Below are 15,421 nucleotides of genomic sequence, written 5' to 3'. Positions count from 1 at the left end.
GAACCCCCTCAACGTTCGGCATTACGGTCGACAACGAAAGATAGGTTAGGCTTACCAGACTTGCCCGGCGACGGGTCGCTGCGCAAGTGCCCGATCGCCATGAAACGCGTCACCCAGGAGTCGTTCGCCGCCGTGTCCGCCGCAGTCACCACCCCCCGTCGCCGTGCGAGCGGCCTGGCACTCCTGGCCGGGGTGCTGCTGCTCGCCGTCGTGGCCGGACTCGCCGTCGGCGCGAAATCCCTGTCCCCGGCCGAGATCTGGCATGCCGTCTCCTGTCCGGACGGCGTGCCGTTCACCTGCCCGGCGGACGGGCAGGCCGATCGGATCGTGCGCGAATTGCGCCTGCCCCGAACGATTCTCGCACTGCTCACCGGCGCGGCACTCGGTATCGCCGGTGCGCTCATCCAGGGCTACACGCGCAATCCGCTCGCCGATGCCGGATTGCTCGGCCTCAACGCGGGCGCGGCGTTCCTGGCCGCGCTCGGTATTCACCTGTTCGCGCTCACCCAGCCGAGCCAGTACATCTGGTTCGCCTTCGCCGGGGCGCTGGTGGCGGGTGTGGTGGTGTTCGGTGCCGCGGCGACCGGCGGCAGCCGGTCCACCCCGTTGACGCTGGTCCTGGCCGGTGCGGCGGTCACCGCACTGCTGCAGGCGCTGACCAATGCGGTGATCCTGCTCGATCCGGCCGCGCTGGACACCTACCGCTTCTGGGTGGTCGGGACACCCGCCGGGCACGAACCGGCGGTGGCGGCCCAGGTGGCGCCGTTCATCCTCGCGGGAGCGGTGCTGGCGATCCTGGCCGCGCCCGGGCTCAACGCGATCGGACTCGGCGAGGACGTCGCGCGCGGACTCGGGGTGAACATCGCGCGCAACCGCGCGATCGGACTCACCGCGGTGGTGCTGCTGACCGGCGCCGCGACGGCCGCGGTCGGCCCGATCGCCTTTCTCGGATTGGTCGTTCCGCACCTGGGCCGCATGATCACCGGCCCGGATCACCGCTGGCTGATTCCGTATTCGGCGCTGCTCGGCGCGATCGTGCTGCTGCTGGCCGATGTCGTCGGCCGGGTGATCGCCCCGCCCGGGGAGTTGCAGGCCGGTATCGTGCTGGCCGCGATCGGCGCACCCTGTTTCATCGCCCTGGTGCGCCGGCGGAAGGTGGCCGAATTGTGAACGCGCGCAGCGATATCCGCACTTCCGATGCCGCGGGCACGCAATCGGGTACCGGGGCGGGGACCAACGGAGACGAACAGACCGGGAAGGCCGGCACGGAGGAGGTATCCGGCTTCGGCGGCTACTCTCCCAGTGCCGCCGAGGCGGCGTCCGGCTCCGTCGGCGACTCGAGGAACGCTCCCGACCTGGGCCTATCCGGTGCGGAGCTGACCCGGGTTCGGCCGGCTCTGCGCATCGCCGGAATGTCTGCGGTGCTTCGTCTTTCGATGCTGCTGACGCTGCTGGCCCTCGCCGCGGCGATCGTGGTCCTGTTCGTGGTCGACATCTCCGTCGGCGACTATCACATCGCGCTCGGGCGGGTGCTGGACGTGCTGAACGGCGGCGGGACCCGCTCGCAGCGCTACGTCGTCATGGAATCGCGATTGCCGCGAGCGGTGACAGCGCTGGTGGCCGGGGCGGCGCTCGGCATCGCGGGCGCGATCACCCAATCGATCCTGCACAATCCGCTCGCGAGTCCCGACGTCCTCGGCATCACCTCCGGGGCGAGCTTCGCCGCGGTGGCGGTCCTGGCCGGAGCGGGTGGCACCGCCACCGGAATCGTGGCCTCGCTGGGTGTTCCGCTCGCGGCGCTGGCGGGCGGGCTGGCCACGGCCGCTCTCATCGGCGTCCTGGCGCTGGGCCGCAACAGCGGCGGCGACACCGGGCTGAGCGGAATGCGATTCATCCTCATCGGCATCGGGGTCAACGCGCTGCTGCTGGCCGGTATCAACTGGCTCGTCACCCGGGCGAGCCTCGACGACGCCACCCGGGCGCAACTGTGGCTCACCGGCTCGCTCAACGGCGCGGACTGGAATCGGACCGCGGCCGCGGCGGCCGGGCTCGTCGTCGTGATCGCCATCGCCGCGGGCTCGGCGCGCACCCTCGCCGCGCTGCGCTTCGGCTCCGACACCACCCGCGCGCTCGGTGTGCGCGTGCAGACCCAGCAGTTGGTGCTGATCGGCGCCGCGGTGGCGGCGGCCGCGCTGGCCACCGCGGCGGTCGGCCCGCTGGCCTTCGTCGGATTGGCCGCGCCGCAGATCGCACGCCGGCTGCTGCGCACTCCCGGCGAGCCCGTGATCGGCTCGGCCCTGACCGGCGCGCTGATCGTGGTCGCCGCCGATGTCGCGGCCCGCACCGTCGTACCGGTCGATCTGCCGGTCGGCCTGGTCACCGCCGCGTTCGGCGGACCGTTCCTGCTGTTGCTGCTGATACGCGTGAACCGGAAGGCGACATTGTGAGCACCCGAACCCCGCACCGGAGCACCGGCCACGACGACGCGCACCGCCTCGCCGCGGAGAACGTCACCCTCGGCTACGGCGGCCGTGTCATCGTCGACGGCCTCAGCGTCGATATCGAGCCCGGCCTCATCACCACCGTGATCGGCCCGAACGGCTGCGGCAAATCCACACTCCTGCGTGGACTGGGCCGCCTGCTGCGGCCGGACGCGGGCCGAGTCCTGTTGGACGGCAAGGCGATCGCCACCATGAAAACCCGCGACGTCGCCCGCATCGTCGGCATGTTGCCGCAGACCCCGGTCGCGCCGGAAGGCCTGACCGTGGCCGATCTGGTCGCGCGCGGCCGCCATCCGCATCAATCCTGGCTGCGCCAGTGGTCGGCCGACGACGAAACCGAGGTCGCGCACGCCCTCGCCCAGACCGGCGTGGCGGAACTGGCCGACCGCACCCTCGACGAACTGTCCGGCGGGCAGCGCCAGCGCGCGTGGATTTCCATGGCGCTGGCCCAGGGCACCGACATCCTGCTGCTCGACGAGCCCACCACCTATCTGGATCTGGCCCACTCGCTGGAGGTCCTCGACCTCGTCGACCGGCTGCACGACGATCTGGGCCGCACCGTGGTCATGGTGTTGCACGATCTGAACCTGGCCATCCGCTACAGCGACCGGCTGATCGTCATGCGCGAGGGCCGCATCGTCGCCCACGGCGCGCCGGGGGAGGTGATCGATACCGAACTGTTGCGAACGGTATTCGGCCTGCGCGCCGAGGTGCACACCGATCCGGTGTCGGAGCGGCCGATGATCGTGCCGATCGGATCCCGGCACGTGATCGGCGCGATCGGCGGACCACGCGCGACCGATTCCGCGAGTTCCCCGACCGCCCTATGAAAAATCCCACACAGCTACCGACCGGTTACGACGAACTGTAGTACGCATTTGTGTCGTTGCCTCCGTAAGCTGGAGGGATGGCAGGTCTTGGTGAACTCGAGAAAGCGGTCATGGACCAGTTGTGGTCGGCCGATGAACCGCAGACGGTACGGCAGGTCCACGAAGCCCTCGCCGCGCGCCGCGAGCTCGCGTACACCACGGTGATGACGGTGCTACAGCGACTGGCGAAGAAGAATCTGGTCGTGCAGCAGCGCGACGACCGGGCGCATCGATACGCGCCCGTGCACACACGCGACGAACTCGTGGCCAGTCTGATGGTCGACGCGCTGCAGCAGGCCGACGAAGTCGGTTCCCGGCGCGCCGCGCTCGTGCACTTCGTCGAACAGGTCGGAAAGGATGAGGCTGCCGCACTCCGGGATGCACTCGCTAAGCTCGAAGCAACCGAGACCGCGCGCAACCCGTCCGAGGACGAGAACACCGCGTCCGACGACAACGGAGTCGCCCCGCCGCAGTAGCTGCGTGGTGCTCTCCGCGGCCGCGATCTCGGGCCCCTGGCCCCACAACGCAGTGAGCTGAGTATGAACGCAACCGCGCCGGTCTTCGCCGGTCTCGCCTTGCTTCTCGCGGGACCGGTCCCGGCTCTGCTCAGCCGAGCCACCTGGCCGTACCGGACACCCCGCGCGGCGCTGGTGTTGTGGCAGGCGGTCGCGCTGGCGGCGGTGCTGTCGGCGTTCGGATCCGGGCTGGCCATCGCCAGCCTGCTGCTCGTCCCGGGACCCGACGGCCGCCCCACCACCTCCCCGACCAAGGAGATCGACGCGCTCGGTCTGGGGCTCTGGCTGATCTACGTCGTCGTCTTCGCACTGACCCTGCTGGTCGGCGCGCGCCTGATCTATGCCGCGATCCGGGTCGGCGTGCACACCCGCCGCCGCCGCGCCCGGCACCGGATGCTGGTCGACCTGCTCGACCAGGGTGGCGACCCGACCCACGGCGATCTGATCGCGACCTCACCGCTGGCGGGTACCCGAGCCGCGGATATCCGCGTCCTGGCCGCCGCCGAACCCATCGCCTACTGCCTGCCCGGTCTGCGCCAGCGCGTGGTGCTCAGCCAAGGGACGTTCGCGAATCTGTCGAAATCCGAGCTGACCGCGATCGTGAGCCACGAGCGTTCGCATCTGCGGGCGCGCCACGACCTGGTGCTGGAGGCGTTCACCGCCGCGCACGAGGCGTTCCCACGGGTGGTGCGTAGCAAATCCGCGCTCGATTCGGTGAAACTGCTGATCGAACTGCTCGCCGACGATTCCGCCGTCAAGGTCACCGGCCCGACCCCGCTGGCCCGCGCCCTGGTGACCTGCTCGAATTCCACCGCCCCGCAGGGAGCCATGGCCGCCGGCGGGCCGACGACGCTCATCCGCATCCAACGCCTGACCGGTCCGCTCGGCGATCTGCGCATCGCGACCGCGGCCTATGCGACGGCCGCCGCGATCCTGGTGGTTCCGACCCTCGCGGTGGCGATTCCGTGGCTGGTCGAATTGAACCGGTTGCTGAGTGCCTGAGCGACGGCGTTCACCGGGAGCTCGCGGCCGGCAGTCGAACAACCGCGGCGACAAGCCCTTCGGACGCGGCGGGCCCCGGGGCACGCGATCCTCGGAAGGGTCCGGGCGGACCGCGGGCGGCCGGCCGACGGGCGAGACCAAGGGACGATCGGACCGCATGTCGAGTGCCGGAGACCGGGCGCCGAAGGACGGTCGCCGAGCCGGGCGCGACACCGAACTGTCGACCTCATCGCCCGGCAGCGAGAATTCTCCAGGTCCGGCCGTGCTCGCAGGGCCCGGATTCGCGGAACTAGGCCTGCCGGTCGATCTGGTCCAGGCGTTGCGGCGCGGACGTCTCGAGACCGCCTTTCCCATTCAGGCCGCCACGATTCCGGATGTGCTCGCCGGTCGCGATGTGCTGGGACGCGCGGCCACCGGTTCCGGCAAGACACTGGCCTTCGGCCTGCCGATGCTGGTCCGGCTGCGGCGCGGTGCGTCCGCACCACATCGTCCTCGTGCACTCGTACTCGCCCCGACCCGCGAGCTGGCCGCGCAGATCGAGGCGGCCCTGGACGAGGCGGCGCTGTCGCTGGGTCTGCGAGTGGCGACCGCCGTCGGCGGCGTACCGATCAAACGGCAAGCCGATCGCCTGGCCCGCGGGGTGGACCTGCTGGTCGCGACCCCCGGCCGGCTCACCGACCTCATCGACCAGGGCAAGGTCGGCGTGGACGCGGTCCGCGTGGTCGCGGTGGACGAGGCCGACCACATGGCCGAACTGGGCTTCATCGACCAGATCCGAGCGATCCTCGACCTCCTCCCCGCCGACACCCAGCACCTGCTCTTCTCGGCAACCTTGGACGCCGCCGTCGACACGCTGGTGCACACCTACTTGAACGACCCGGTCCTTCACGACGTCACGAGCAGCGCGAGAACGCGGCCATCTTCCCCCGGGCACGCCGAGCCGCACGCCGAACGCGCTGCCGCACCGGCCGAGCCCGCATCCGGCGGGGTCGGCCGGCCGGGGCCGTCCGCCTCCGGCGTCCGGCAGGGTTCGGCCCATTTGCCGACGACTGTCGAATCCACTCCTGCCGACGCGGTTGGCGGGGCATCCACCGCAAATGATCGCGGTGGGCTTTCCCCTTCCGGCACAGCGATGCTCGCCCACTACCTCCTCCAGGTGCGAGCATCCGACAAGCGGTCGGTCGTCGCGGAGATCGCGGCGCGGGACGGGCGCACGTTGCTGTTCGTGCGCACCCAGTACGGCGCGGACAAACTCGCGCGGCGGCTGCGGGACGCGGGCGTCGGCGCCGTCGCGCTGCACGGCGCCCTCAGCCAAGCGCAGCGCACGCGCACCTTGGCGGCTTTCTCCTCCGGAGGGGCACCGGTCCTGGTCGCCACCGATGTGGCCGCGCGCGGCATTCACGTCGACGACGTCACGCTGGTGGTCCACGTCGATCCCGCCGCAGACGCGAAGGACTATCTGCACCGCTCCGGCCGCACGGGCCGCGCGGGCGCGAGCGGCACCGTCGTCACGATCGGCACCGATGCGGGCACGGACACCGTGCTCCGTGCTGCCGCGGTGGTGTTCGAGCACGTGCGCGTACGACCCGGCGACCCCCGGCTCGCCGCCTTGACCGGGGCCCGCACGCCGACCGGACGCCCGGTCCCGGATCCGGCCGCCGCCCCGCCTCCGACGGTTGACACGCAAGAAGTCGACACGCCCGGAAGGCCCCGGCGAAACATCCGGCCGCCGGGCTCCCGCAAGCGTCGCGCCGACTGAATCATCCACCGGGACAACCGAACCCCGTCGACGCGGCGGCGCGCGAGCCGGCCACCGTCACTTCGCCGTCAATCCTCCGGAATGGCTTCCACCACAGGGGATTTCACCGCCTCGGTGTGCGAGCCGTCCTTCAGGTCCACGCCGGATCGTCCCAATGCGCGCGCACCTGCGACCAGGCCCGCGACGACGGCTGCGGCTTGCCGATATCCCAGCCCCTCCGGCGGGTGGATATTCGACACGCAGTTGCGTTCGGCGTCGGTGCGGCCGGGGCGGGGGTGGTGGGTGAGGTAGATGCCGAGACTGTCGGCCACCGACAAGCCGGGGCGTTCGCCGATCAGCACCAGCACGGTGCGTACGCCGAGAGCGGCACCGAGATGGTCGCCGATCGCCACCCGTGCCTGGGTCGCGATCACCGGAGGGGCCAGCGCGTAGTGCGGGACGAGTTCGTCGACCAGGGCAGCGAGCAGATCCGGGCCGTGCGTCGCGAGCGCGCGCGGAGACAAACCGTCGGCCAGCACGAATCCCACGTCGAAGGTACTGGGCGACAGGGTATTTCGTATCACCGAGGAGTCCTCGGGTTCTCGTCCGACATCGGGCCGGCGCAGATATTCCGCGCGGTCTCGCGCCCGGCTGCGTACCCGAATCGGCGTCCCCAGGTCCAGCGCGGCGACCCGGTGGCACAGCGCATCCACGTCCACGGACGTGTGCACCGCATCGCGCGCCGCCGCATGCGCGGCCCGGAATTCCAGTACCCGCGCGGTGGGCAGGGCGTCACCGGTCCGCCCGAGGCCGATCCGCGCCTGCGTCGCCCCGCGCAATTCCCGCCAGAACAGCTCGCTGTCCGCACCTGCTCGACCGGCGCCGCGCGCCCGCCCGACGCCGGCCCGACCCGTACCGGCGGCACCCATCGCCTCCGCACGCATCCCGGTGGCTCCCTCTCCGACCACACTTCCCGCGGGCGCACACCCGTTCTCCGCATCCGCCCCCTCCGCACTCGCCCGGCCCCAACCACGACTCCCATCCCGATGCTCCGCGCTCATCGGGGACCCGCCAATTCCCGCAGCGGCGAGCTCAGCGGTTCCACCGCGGCGATACCGCCCGCCGCGTCCAGCATGCCCAGCCCTGCCAGCCACTGCTCGAACTCCGGCGCGGGCGCGAGTCCCAGCAGCCGGCGCACGTACAGGGCGTCGTGGAAGCTCAGGCTCTGGTAGCCGAGCATCACATCGTCGGCCCCGGGGACCGCGATCACGAACGCGACGCCGGCCGCACCCAGCAGCGTGAGCAGGGTGTCCATATCGTCCTGATCGGCCTCGGCGTGGTTGGTGTAGCAGACGTCGACGCCCATCGGCAGGCCGAGCAGTTTGCCACAGAAGTGATCTTCGAGTCCGGCCCGCACGATCTGTTTGCCGTCGTACAGGTATTCCGGGCCGATGAACCCGACGACCGTGTTGACCAGTAACGGTTCCAGTTCCCGCGCGACGGCGTACGCCCGCGCCTCGAGCGTCTGCTGATCGACGGGCCTGCCACCGGTACCGAGATGCGCGCCCGCCGACAATGCCGAGCCCTGCCCGGTTTCCAGATACATCACGTTGTCGCCGACGGTTCCGCGCCCCAGCGACCGACCGGCGGCATCGGCCTCGCGCAGCAGCGACAGATTCACCCCGAAACTCGCATTCGCCGCCTCGGTCCCCGCGACCGACTGAAACACCAGATCCACCGGCGCCCCCGCCTCGATCAGCCCCAGCGTGGTGGTCACATGGGCGAGTACGCAGGACTGCACCGGGATGTCGAATCGGGTCCGCACGTCGTCGAGCAGCGTCAGCAGCTCGGCGGCGGCTCGCGGCGAGTCGGTGGCCGGATTCACGCCGATCACCGCATCACCACAGCCGAGCAGCAATCCGTCGAGTACCGCGGCGGCGATTCCGCGCGGATCGTCGGTGGGATGATTGGGCTGCAACCGGGTGGCCAGCCGCCCCGGCAGTCCGATGGTGGTGCGGAAACCGGAGCGCACCTCGGCTGCCCGCGCGACCGCGATCAGATCCTGATTGCGCATCAGCTTGCTCACCGCCGCCACCATCTCAGGCGTCAAACCCGCTGCCACGGAACGCAATACCGCTGCCGGTGGTTCCGGCTCCGATCCGGCGGCCACCGCGAGCAGCCAGTCCCGCAGCCCGCCGACGGACAGGTGCGCGATCGGCGCGAAGGCGGCGCGATCGTGGTGGTCGAGAATCAGCCGGGTGACCTCGTCGGTCTCGTACGGCACCACCGGATCGTTCAGGAATTCGCGCAGCGGCACCTCGGCCAGCGCCCATTGCGCCGCGGCCCGCTCCGCGTCCGAACTCGCCGCGCACCCGGCCAGTTCGTCGCCGCTGCGCAGCGGTGTCGCCTTCGCCAGCAGGTCGACCAGCCCGTCGAAGGCGTAGGTCCGGCCGTGGAGGGTCTGCTGATACCGCGTCATCGGGTCTCCTCCGGATACGCGCGTCCTGTCCACCCTCACCGCCGGTGGTGGCTGCCAGCGTACCGCCGCGCCCGCACCCTGCGATGTCCGTTATGTCCCAACGCGTTACGATCGGGTAAGCACTCCGACACCACGGGGAGGCGCGCATGACCGAACGCAAACCGGCCCGCATGGGATTCGAATCCTGGATCGACAAGCAGATCCGCGAGGCAACCGAGCGCGGCGAATTCGACAATCTGGCCGGCACCGGCAAACCCCTGCCCGGCATGGGCGACCCGTACGACGAGAACTGGTGGCTGAACAACTACCTGCGTCGCGAGGGGGTCGGCGGTGAGGCGTTGCTGCCGACCTCGCTGACGCTGCGTCGCGATCTCGAGCGGTTGCCCGAGCGGGTTGCGGAGATGGACTCCGAGGCCGAGGTCCGCACCTACGTCTCCGAACTCAACATGCGCATCGTGGAATGGATCCGGATGCCGCACGGACCACACGTCCGCCTCGCCCCGGCGCGAGCCGACGAGGTGGTCGCGCGCTGGCGCGCCGACCGGCGCATCCGGCAACGGCTGCCCGCCGGTAGCGGAAAGACCTCTCCCGCAACCACTTCCACGCGACATCGGGACAGCCGCCCACCGTGGTGGCGCCGACTGATCCGCCGCGAGCGCCCCGGCGCGGCCTAATCCTGCGAAGGCGGGAATCCGCCCGTGGCGACCGGCCCCCACCGCTGCACCTCGATCCGGATCAGCGACTTGTTCTGCCGCGCCATCGCCGCGCGATAGTCGTCCCAGTCCGGATGCTCACCCGCGATGCAGCGGTAGTAGTCCACCAGTCCGTCCAGCGCTTCGGGCATGTCGAGCACCTCGGCGCGCCCGTCGATCTGGACGTACGGGCCGTCCCAGTCGTCGGACAGCACACAGATCGACACCTGCGGGTCGCGCCGGACGTTGCGGGTCTTGGCCCGCCCGGGATGGGTGGAGATCACGATCCGGCCGGAGCCGTCGACGCCGCAGGTCACCGGAGACATCTGCGGGGCGCCGTCGGCGCGTGTGGTGACCAGGACGCCGCGGTGACGCTCGCGGGCGAAGTCGAGCAGTTCGGTCCGGTCGACCTCGGTGGCGGTCGCGATCCGTGGCATGGGCGATCCTTTCTCGACGGTCCTTTCGCGCCCACCCTGCCATGATCGGTTCCCCTACAATGGCCGGAGTGCAGTTTCTCCCAGGACACACGCCGCCGTACGACCTCACCTACGACGATCTTTTCCTCGTACCCAATCGCACCGATGTGTCGTCGCGGTTCGATGTGGACCTGTCCACCAGCGACGGAACCGGCACCACCATTCCCATCGTGGTCGCGAACATGACCGCGGTCGCCGGGCGCCGCATGGCCGAAACGGTCGCGCGCCGCGGCGGCATCGTGGTGCTGCCGCAGGATCTGCCGATCACCGCGGCCGCCGACACCATCTCCTTCGTCAAGAGCCGTTCGCTCACCGCCGACACCCCCGTCACGCTCGGGCCGGATCATTCGGTGTCGGACGCGCTCGCGCTGATCCACAAGCGCGCCCACCGCGCCGTGGTGATCGTCGAGAACGACAAGCCGGTCGGTGTCGTCACCGAAGCGGCCTGCGCCGACGTGGACCGGTTCGCACGGCTACGCACCGTCGCCGACGCCGATTTCGTCAGCGCCGCCGCCACCGCCTCGCCGCGCGAGATCTTCGACCGGCTCGAGGCCGCCCATGCCGGTCTCGCGGTGCTGGTCCACGACGACGGCACCCTCGCCGGTGTGGTGACCCGCACCGGCGCGGTCCGCGACGGTATCTACACCCCTGCCGTGGATCGTCACGGCGCACTGCGCATCGCGGCCGCGGTCGGGGTGAACGGCGATATTCCGGGGAAGGCGAAGGCTCTGGTCGACGCCGGCGCCGACGTCCTGGTCATCGACACCGCCCACGGCCATCAGGAGAAGATGCTCGAGGCGCTGCGCGCGGTCGCCGATCTCGAGCTGGGCGTACCGCTGGTGGCGGGCAATGTGGTGTCCGCGGCCGGAACCCGCGACCTGGCCGAGGCGGGGGCCGACATCGTCAAGGTCGGCGTGGGCCCGGGCGCCATGTGCACCACCCGCATGATGACCGGCGTGGGCCGCCCGCAGTTCTCCGCGGTCGCCGAATGTGCCGCGGCGGCAAAGGATCTCGGCGTGCACATCTGGGCCGACGGCGGCGTCCGTCATCCCCGTGACGTGGCGCTGGCACTGGCCGCGGGCGCGTCGAACGTGATGATCGGCTCCTGGTTCGCCGGCACCTACGAATCGCCCGGCGATCTGCGCGTGGACCGCGACGGCAACGCCTACAAGGAGAGCTTCGGCATGGCCTCCAAGCGCGCCGTGGCCGCCCGCACCGCCGCCGACAGCGGATTCGACCGCGCGCGCAAGGCGCTGTTCGAAGAGGGCATCTCCTCCTCGCGGATGCGGCTGGATCCGGAACGCCCCGGCGTCGAGGACCTCATCGACCACATCTGCTCCGGCGTGCGCAGCGCCTGCACCTACGCCGGGGCCCGCACGCTCGCCGAACTGCACGAGAAGGCGGTGCTCGGCGTGCAGTCGGCCGCCGGTTTCGCGGAAGGACGCCCGCTGCCCTCGGGGTGGTGAGGATTACCCCACGCGGCGCGGCTCGCGGACGGCGGGCCAAGAGGAGCCCGCCACACACCAGGCGTCTCCGCGGCCGCCGCGAGCCGATTCACCGCGCCGGAGGGGGCGCGGCGCGCCGTGCCGCTCGGCGGCCGCGGGGATCCCGGTAACATAGTCTGTGCCGACCGGCGGAGACTGCTCCGCCGACCGGCATTGCGTTTTTGTTCGGCTCGTCCACTTGCGAAAGGAACCAGTTGTCACCCGCGTCCGAGGGCGCCACACAGGAGGGCTCCTCTACCGAGCCGGGTGACCAACCCGGCGCCTCCGTCTCCGCAGATCCTCCGTTACCCGGTGGGCGGTGCCGATCGTGTCCGTAGTGCTCACCATCGTCAGCCTGCTGGGATTCATCGCGCTCACCGCGGGCACGGCGATCTTCGTCGCTGCCGAATTCTCGCTCACCGCACTCGAGCGCAGCACCGTCGAGGCGCACGCCCGCGAGGGTGACCGTCGCGCCCGCCAGGTTCGCCACGCCCATCGCACCCTGTCGTTTCAGCTGTCGGGCTCGCAGCTCGGCATCACCATCACCACCCTGGTCACCGGTTATATCGCCGAACCCGTGCTGGCCAGGCTGATCGAGCCGATCTGCACCGCACTCGGCGTCGGCCCCGGGACGGCACAGGGTATTTCGCTGGTGATCGCCCTGGTGCTGGCGACCTCGCTGTCGATGACCTACGGCGAGCTCGTCCCCAAGAACATCGCGATCGCCAAACCGCTGACCACCGCGCGGTGGACGGCCGGTCCGATGATCGTGTTCACCACGGTCTTCTCCTGGCTGATCAAACTGCTCAACGGCGCCGCGAACTGGGCGGTGCGCCGGCTGGGCATCGAACCGGCCGAGGAATTGCGGTCGGCACGCTCACCTCAGGAACTGGGTTCGCTGGTGCGCACCTCCGCCATGCGCGGATCGCTCGATCAGCGCACCGCCCTCGTGGTGGACCGCTCGCTGCTGTTCGGTGAGCGCAGTGCCGAAGACCTCATGACGCCACGGGTGAAGATCGAAACGCTGGATCAGAACGACACCATCACCGATCTCATCGCCGCCGCCGGCCGCACCGGACTGTCGCGTTTTCCGGTCATCGACGGCGATCTGGACAACACCCTCGGCATCGTGCACGTCAAACAGGCGTTCCTGTATCCGGGCGGGCAGCGCGGCACGATCGCGCTGTCCTCGATCGCGCGGCCGGTGCCGATCGTGCCCGCCAGCCTCGACGGTGACACCGTGCTGGAACGGGTGCGCGCCGACGGGATGCAGCTCGCACTGGTCGTCGACGAATACGGCGGCACCGCGGGCCTGGTGACCATGGAGGACATCATCGAGGAGATCCTCGGCGACGTCCGCGACGAGCACGACGAGGAGGAACTCGACGTGCGCCGCACCGCCCTGGGCTGGAACTGTTCCGGCCTGTTGCGCATCGACGAGGTTTCCCGGGCCACCGGCTACGACGCGCCCGAGGGTGAATACGACACCCTCGGCGGACTGGTTCTGACCACCCTGGGCCGGATTCCGGTGGCCGGCGACGAGGTGTTGCTGCCCACTCCCAGCTCGACCAACGGGCACGGGATGCAACCGCATACCCACGGCGGCTGGCTGGCCCGGGTGGAACGAATGGACGGACGACGCATCGACCGGGTGCTGATGCAGCCGGTGGACGCTGATGCGGTGACGACGTGGGAGCTCAGCCATGGGTGATCTGTTCGGACTGTTGCTGACCGTCGTCCTGCTCGGCACCAACGCCTTCTTCGTCGGAGCCGAGTTCGCGCTCATCTCGGCCCGCCGGGACCGGCTGGAAACCCTTGCCGCCCAAGGTAAACGGGGAGCCGGCACGGTGATCGGCGCGGCCGAGCATCTGTCGATGATGCTGGCCGCCGCCCAGCTGGGCATCACCATCTGCTCGCTGCTGCTGGGCCGCATCGGCGAACCGGCGATCGCGCATCTGCTCGAGCGCCCGTTCGATCTGGTCGGCGTGCCGGATCAGCTGCTGCATCCGGTGGGATTCGCATTGGCCCTGGGGATCGTGGTGATCCTGCACATGCTGATGGGCGAGATGATCCCCAAGAACATCGCCCTGGCCGGGCCGGAGCGGGTGGCGTTGCTGCTGGTTCCGATCATGCTGTGGTGGTTGCGCCTGGCCCGCCCGCTGATCGGCCTGTATAATCTGGCCGCCAATCTCACGCTGCGTGCACTGCGCATCGAGCCCAAGGACGAACTCGACGCCACCGTGTCGTCGGTGGAGCTGGCGGAGATGATCGGCGAATCCCGCTCGGAAGGTCTCATCGACGAGGAGGAGCACCGCCGCCTCACCCAGGCGCTGGGCACCACCGACCGGATCGTCGCCGATGTGATGGTCCCGCTGGCCAAGACGCGGTGTGTGCCGCTGCGCGGTGACGGCACCACCCTCGGCGATATCGAATCCGCGGTCGCCGAAACCGGCTTCTCCCGCTATCCGGTGCGCGCCTCCGACGGCTCGCTGGTGGGTTATCTGCACGTCAAGGACGTACTGGACAAGGTGGCCGACGATTCGGCCGGACCGTCGACGCCGATCCCGCGCACCGATATCCGGCCGCTGCCGACGCTGAGCATGGGCACCACGCTCTACGAGGCACTGGCCCGGTTGCGCCGCACCAGCAGCCATCTGGGCCGGGTCATCGACACCCGCGGCAATACCGTCGGCATCGTCGCGCTCGAGGATCTGGTGGAAGAGTTCGTGGGTACCGTGCGCGATGCCACCCACCGGGTGGCGGAATGACCGTGGACGCGACACCGGCGGTGCAGGGGCTTCGGGTCCTGCCGCCGGACCGGTGGCGGGCCCGGGCACAGGCGCATCGGGAACGGGTCGACGAGATGGTCGGCCCGTACCTGCGCCAACGCGCCCACGGCGGCACACATCCGGTGATCGACTTCCTGTTCACCTACTACGGCCACAAACCGGCCCAGCTGCGCCGCTGGCATCCGGGTTTCGGCGTGGCGCTGGCCGACGCCGAGGAGTACGCGCAGCGCCGCGGCTATCACCGGGTCGAGACGCCCGGCGGACCGGTCCATACCGCCGACCCGGCCTTTCTCGACCGCCGCCGCGACACCGTGGAATTCGTCGCGGCCCTGCTGTCGGCGACCGCGGACCGGCCGGCGCACCTGTCCTGCTTCGGATTACACGAGTGGGCGATGGTCTACCGCAGTGACGACGTGCGCCACCGGCAGGTCCCGCTGCGGCTCGGACGTGCCGGAACCGACGCCGTGGTCGATTCGATGTCGTTGCGCTGCACGCACTTCGACGCCTTCCGCTTCTTCACTCCCGAGGCCGCGCCGCGCAATACCGAACAACTCACGCGCGAGGACCAGGTCCGCCGGGAACAGCCCGGCTGCCTGCACGCGGGCATGGATCTGTACAAGTGGGCGTTCAAGCTGGTGCCGCTGATCGATTCCGATCTGCTGCTGGACTGTCTCGCCCTCGCCTGCGCGGCCCGCGAAATCGATATGCGGGCCAGTCCCTACGACCTCACCGACTACGGCTACCAGCCGATCGCCATCGAAACCCCCGGCGGCCGTGCGGAATACGTCCGCGCTCAATCCGAGTTGGCCCGGCGGGCGCAGCCGCTGCGCACCCACCTACTCGGCCGCTGCCGGGCACTGCTCGCGTCGTTCTGAC

At 70.2% G+C, this 15,421-nt stretch carries 14 protein-coding genes; 11 read left to right on the top strand and 3 right to left on the bottom strand.

Annotated elements, in window-relative coordinates; all coding sequences use genetic code 11:
- The first annotated feature begins 60 nt into the window (after positions 1-60).
- The 6 genes from C8258_RS05540 (at position 61) to C8258_RS33115 (ending at position 6,646) form a co-directional block, all read left to right on the top strand.
- Entirely contained in the window at positions 61-1,170 is a 1,110-nt protein-coding gene (locus tag C8258_RS05540) for an iron ABC transporter permease (RefSeq protein ID WP_233224892.1), read from the top strand.
- 242 nt (positions 1,171-1,412) lie between these two features.
- The gene (locus C8258_RS05535) at positions 1,413-2,447 is read left to right on the top strand and encodes an iron chelate uptake ABC transporter family permease subunit (RefSeq protein WP_106954356.1); all 1,035 of its coding nucleotides are present in this window, start codon (positions 1,413-1,415) and stop codon (positions 2,445-2,447) included.
- Entirely contained in the window at positions 2,444-3,331 is an 888-nt protein-coding gene (locus C8258_RS05530) for an ABC transporter ATP-binding protein (protein ID WP_106954216.1), read from the top strand. The genes C8258_RS05535 and C8258_RS05530 overlap by 4 nt, the downstream gene beginning before the upstream one ends.
- 77 nt (positions 3,332-3,408) lie before the next feature.
- Positions 3,409-3,846 carry a BlaI/MecI/CopY family transcriptional regulator gene (locus C8258_RS05525; protein WP_051024559.1) on the top strand — a complete coding sequence of 146 codons (438 nt, stop codon included), beginning with the start codon at positions 3,409-3,411 and terminating at the stop codon, positions 3,844-3,846.
- A 63-nt stretch (positions 3,847-3,909) separates the two neighbouring features.
- A complete protein-coding gene (locus tag C8258_RS05520) occupies positions 3,910-4,887 on the top strand; it encodes a M56 family metallopeptidase (RefSeq protein WP_036501017.1) in 978 nt (325 codons plus the stop codon).
- A gap of 157 nt (positions 4,888-5,044) precedes the next feature.
- Positions 5,045-6,646 carry a DEAD/DEAH box helicase gene (locus C8258_RS33115; protein WP_233224891.1) on the top strand — a complete coding sequence of 534 codons (1,602 nt, stop codon included), beginning with the start codon at positions 5,045-5,047 and terminating at the stop codon, positions 6,644-6,646.
- Positions 6,647-6,714: 68 nt separating this feature from the next.
- Here the strand turns inward: C8258_RS33115 and eutC are convergent, their stop codons facing one another.
- Together eutC and C8258_RS05500 are read right to left on the bottom strand one after the other, a co-directional pair.
- The gene (eutC, locus tag C8258_RS05505) at positions 6,715-7,569 is read right to left on the bottom strand and encodes an ethanolamine ammonia-lyase subunit EutC (protein WP_233224890.1); all 855 of its coding nucleotides are present in this window, start codon (positions 7,567-7,569) and stop codon (positions 6,715-6,717) included.
- A 113-nt stretch (positions 7,570-7,682) separates the two neighbouring features.
- Entirely contained in the window at positions 7,683-9,104 is a 1,422-nt protein-coding gene (locus tag C8258_RS05500) for an ethanolamine ammonia-lyase subunit EutB (RefSeq protein ID WP_106954215.1), read from the bottom strand.
- 146 nt (positions 9,105-9,250) lie between these two features.
- On the opposite strand from C8258_RS05500, the gene C8258_RS05495 reads away from it, so the two are divergent.
- Positions 9,251-9,778 (top strand): DUF1992 domain-containing protein, encoded by a 528-nt coding sequence (locus tag C8258_RS05495; RefSeq protein WP_106954214.1) that lies wholly within the window; start codon positions 9,251-9,253, stop codon positions 9,776-9,778.
- On the opposite strand, the gene C8258_RS05490 is transcribed toward C8258_RS05495, so the two are convergent.
- Entirely contained in the window at positions 9,775-10,233 is a 459-nt protein-coding gene (locus tag C8258_RS05490; RefSeq protein ID WP_106954213.1) for a PPOX class F420-dependent oxidoreductase, read from the bottom strand. The genes C8258_RS05495 and C8258_RS05490 overlap by 4 nt on opposite strands.
- 68 nt (positions 10,234-10,301) lie before the next feature.
- Here C8258_RS05490 and C8258_RS05485 point away from each other — a divergent pair, with 68 nt between their 5' ends.
- The 4 genes from C8258_RS05485 (at position 10,302) to C8258_RS05470 (ending at position 15,420) form a co-directional block, all read left to right on the top strand.
- Positions 10,302-11,738: a GuaB1 family IMP dehydrogenase-related protein gene (locus C8258_RS05485; RefSeq protein WP_106954353.1), complete on the top strand. Its 1,437-nt coding sequence runs from the start codon at positions 10,302-10,304 to the stop codon at positions 11,736-11,738.
- Between the two features lie 346 nt (positions 11,739-12,084).
- Positions 12,085-13,467, top strand: a complete 1,383-nt coding sequence (locus C8258_RS05480) for a hemolysin family protein (protein ID WP_106954352.1) — start codon at positions 12,085-12,087, stop codon at positions 13,465-13,467.
- Positions 13,460-14,524 carry a hemolysin family protein gene (locus tag C8258_RS05475; protein WP_106954212.1) on the top strand — a complete coding sequence of 355 codons (1,065 nt, stop codon included), beginning with the start codon at positions 13,460-13,462 and terminating at the stop codon, positions 14,522-14,524. The genes C8258_RS05480 and C8258_RS05475 overlap by 8 nt, the downstream gene beginning before the upstream one ends.
- On the top strand, positions 14,521-15,420 hold the full coding sequence (locus tag C8258_RS05470) for a 3-methyladenine DNA glycosylase (protein ID WP_233224889.1): 900 nt from the start codon (positions 14,521-14,523) through the stop codon (positions 15,418-15,420). The genes C8258_RS05475 and C8258_RS05470 overlap by 4 nt, the downstream gene beginning before the upstream one ends.
- Position 15,421 lies beyond the last annotated feature (1 nt).

It is taken from the genome of Nocardia sp. MDA0666, assembly GCF_003023875.1.
Taxonomy (GTDB): Bacteria; Actinomycetota; Actinomycetes; order Mycobacteriales; family Mycobacteriaceae; genus Nocardia; species Nocardia aobensis.
This window is presented reverse-complemented; position numbering and strand designations above follow the sequence as displayed.